This is a genomic window from Siccirubricoccus deserti (genome assembly GCF_014283215.1).
GTDB lineage: Bacteria > Pseudomonadota > Alphaproteobacteria > Acetobacterales > Acetobacteraceae > Siccirubricoccus > Siccirubricoccus deserti.
The window spans coordinates 1-2,371 of record NZ_JACOMF010000179.1; the positions used below are offsets into that span (position 1 = coordinate 1).

The following is a 2,371-nucleotide window of genomic DNA, read 5'->3' on the forward strand; positions in this document are numbered from 1 at the left end:
CCCCTCCATGGCCTGTCGCTTCCACTCGCCCACCATGGTCTGGTGAATGCCGTGCTTGGCCGCCAGCTGCGCCGTCGTCAACTCACCCCGCAGCGCTTCCAAAGCAACCTTCGCCTTGAAATCCGCCGAATACCGCGTCCGCTTGCCCGTCATCCGGGTCCGTCCTTCTCACAGGCGAACCGAGCTTACCCACCTGTCCGAAATCCGGGGACCACCTCACAGCCTCTTTCAGGATCTGCTTGTCGAGCGTCAGCTCCGCCACCGCCCGCTTCAACCGCGCATTCTCTCGCTCAAGGTCCTTCAGCCGACGCGCCTGGTCCACCTTCAGGCCACCGTACTCAGATCGCCAGCGGTAGAACGTCGCCTCCGATACCTCGAGCCGGCGGCAGATCTCCCCCACCGTCCGACCCTGCGCAAACTCCACCTCAGCCTGCCGCAGCAGCCCGATGATCTGCTCCGCCGTGTGACGCTTCCTTGGCATCACTGCCCCCTTCCAAGGAGGCCAACTCTCTCATCACAGATGGATCCCAGGCAGGGGGGAAGGTCAATGCCCTGCTGCGGCTTGTTGCGGAGCGGCTCCAGAACCTCGTGCGCGGATGTGATCTTGTGGCGCGGCTGGGCGGCGACGAGTTTGCGATTGTGCAAGCGACCTGTACGAAGCCCGAGGAAGCGCAGCTGCTTGCCGAACGCATCATCAAGGCTCTGGCTGAACCTTTCAGCCTGGAAGGGGAGCAGATTTCGATCGGAACGAGCATCGGAATTGCCCTGGCGCCTCACGATGCGATCTGTCCAGACAAGCTGCTGAAGGCCGCTGACGTCGCACTGTATTGCGCCAAGGAGGAGGGGCGCGGCACCTACTGTTTCTTCGAGCTCAGCATGGACAGGCATCTACAGGCACGCGAGGCAACCAAGCGTGCATTGCGTCTGGCGCTGGGTCGAGGCGAGTTCGAACTTAACTACCAGCCGCTGGTGGATCTCAGTACTAATCAGATCAACAGCTTCGAAGCTTTGCTGCGCTGGCGGCATCCGGAACGGGGCGTAATCTCGCCAGAAGATTTTATTCCCATCGCAGAGGATACGGGCCTCATCATCCCAATCGGCGAATGGGTGCTGGAAGAGGCCTGCCGGGCAGCCGCGAGTTGGCCGGATGGAATCAGTGTCGCCGTAAATCTGTCGCCCGTGCAGTTCAGGAGCAAGGTGCTGGCTCAGGCCGTGGATCATGCGCTGAAAATCTCCGGCCTCGAACCGGGACGACTGCAGCTGGAGATCACTGAATCAGTTTTGCTTCAGGACAACCTTGCCAACCTCGCCGTCCTGCAGGAACTGAGACGTCTTGGCGTGCAGATTGCGATGGATGATTTCGGAACCGGCTATTCGTCGCTTGGCTATCTCCGAAGCTTCTCCTTCGACAAAATCAAGCTTGACCGCTCTTTCGTCTGTGACCTGCCTGATGGACCGCAATGCGAGGCCATTGTGCAAGCAGTGGCTGGTCTCGCTTCGGGTCTCCGGATCACCACGACCGCGGAGGGTATCGAAACGCAGGAGCAACTGAGCATTCTGCGTGCCAGCGGATATGATCAGGGGCAGGGCTACCTCTTCGGCAAGCCAGTTAGCGGGCCCGATGTGGCGTCAGTGATCGAGAGGTTTAGCGCGGCCTAGGAGCTGTCCACGTAACCGCATTCTGTGCTGGCGGTATTCGGCTGGCAGCGGAGGCGGTGGCCTGTCGTTGCCCTCGAGGTTCAGCCTGTTGCCGCCCTGGCAAGCTTGGTGAGGCTATGGTCGGTGCAGATCAGCGCCCATTCCTGTTTCACCGTATCCGTCCGGTGACGGTCGCCGTCCGGAGCGGGGTTGAGCCCGTCTTTTGATCCTATGGGCGTTCTTTGGAGCGCCGGTAAGGGCGGAGGCGGGTGGCGGAAGGAGATCATCACCGGGGCCGAGCGGCGGCGGCGCAGTCGACCTTGGACAAGCTGGACACCTCCGGAACCCCCTCTCCCTGATGCCGTTCGGCTGATTCACTGGGCAGGATCGGCGTGGGGGGGTGGCGATGGTTCGGCAGCCAGGGTTCTTCGATGTGGAGGAGCGGCTGCGCGACCTGTCGGCCAAGGGCGATGACCTCGAGCGGATTGCCGAGCTGGTGGATTTCGCCATGTTCCGCGCGGAGCTGGAGCGGGCGGTGCCGCGCGCCGACGGCACAAGGGGCGGCCGGCCTGCCTTCGGTCACGTGCTGATGTTCAGGATCCTGCTGCTGCAGGCGATGCACGGGTTGTCGGACGAGCGCTGCGAGTACCTGATCAAGGATCGGCTCTCGTTCATGCGCTTCCTCGGCCTGAGGCTGGCCGACCCGGTGCCGGACGCCAACACGATCTGGGCG

The 2,371-nt window shown here is 62.5% G+C and carries 3 protein-coding genes and 1 pseudogene; 2 read left to right on the forward strand and 2 right to left on the reverse strand.

Going from position 1 to position 2,371, the window contains the following annotated elements; all coding sequences use genetic code 11:
* Both H7965_RS29530 and H7965_RS29535 read right to left on the reverse strand, forming a co-directional pair.
* Positions 1–153, reverse strand: a 153-nt coding sequence (locus tag H7965_RS29530; RefSeq protein ID WP_186773352.1) for a transposase, incomplete at its 3' end; no start/stop codon positions are given.
* A gap of 10 nt (positions 154–163) precedes the next feature.
* Positions 164–481, reverse strand: a pseudogene (locus tag H7965_RS29535) (transposase); the annotation flags it as partial.
* On the opposite strand from H7965_RS29535, the gene H7965_RS29540 reads away from it, so the two are divergent.
* Together H7965_RS29540 and H7965_RS29545 are read left to right on the forward strand one after the other, a co-directional pair.
* Positions 475–1,659, forward strand: a complete 1,185-nt coding sequence (locus H7965_RS29540) for a putative bifunctional diguanylate cyclase/phosphodiesterase (protein ID WP_186774051.1) — start codon at positions 475–477, stop codon at positions 1,657–1,659. The pseudogene H7965_RS29535 and the gene H7965_RS29540 sit on opposite strands and share 7 nt — an antisense overlap.
* A 385-nt stretch (positions 1,660–2,044) precedes the next feature.
* Positions 2,045–2,371 (forward strand): transposase (locus H7965_RS29545; RefSeq protein WP_186774052.1); only part of this gene is annotated, 327 nt, incomplete at its 3' end.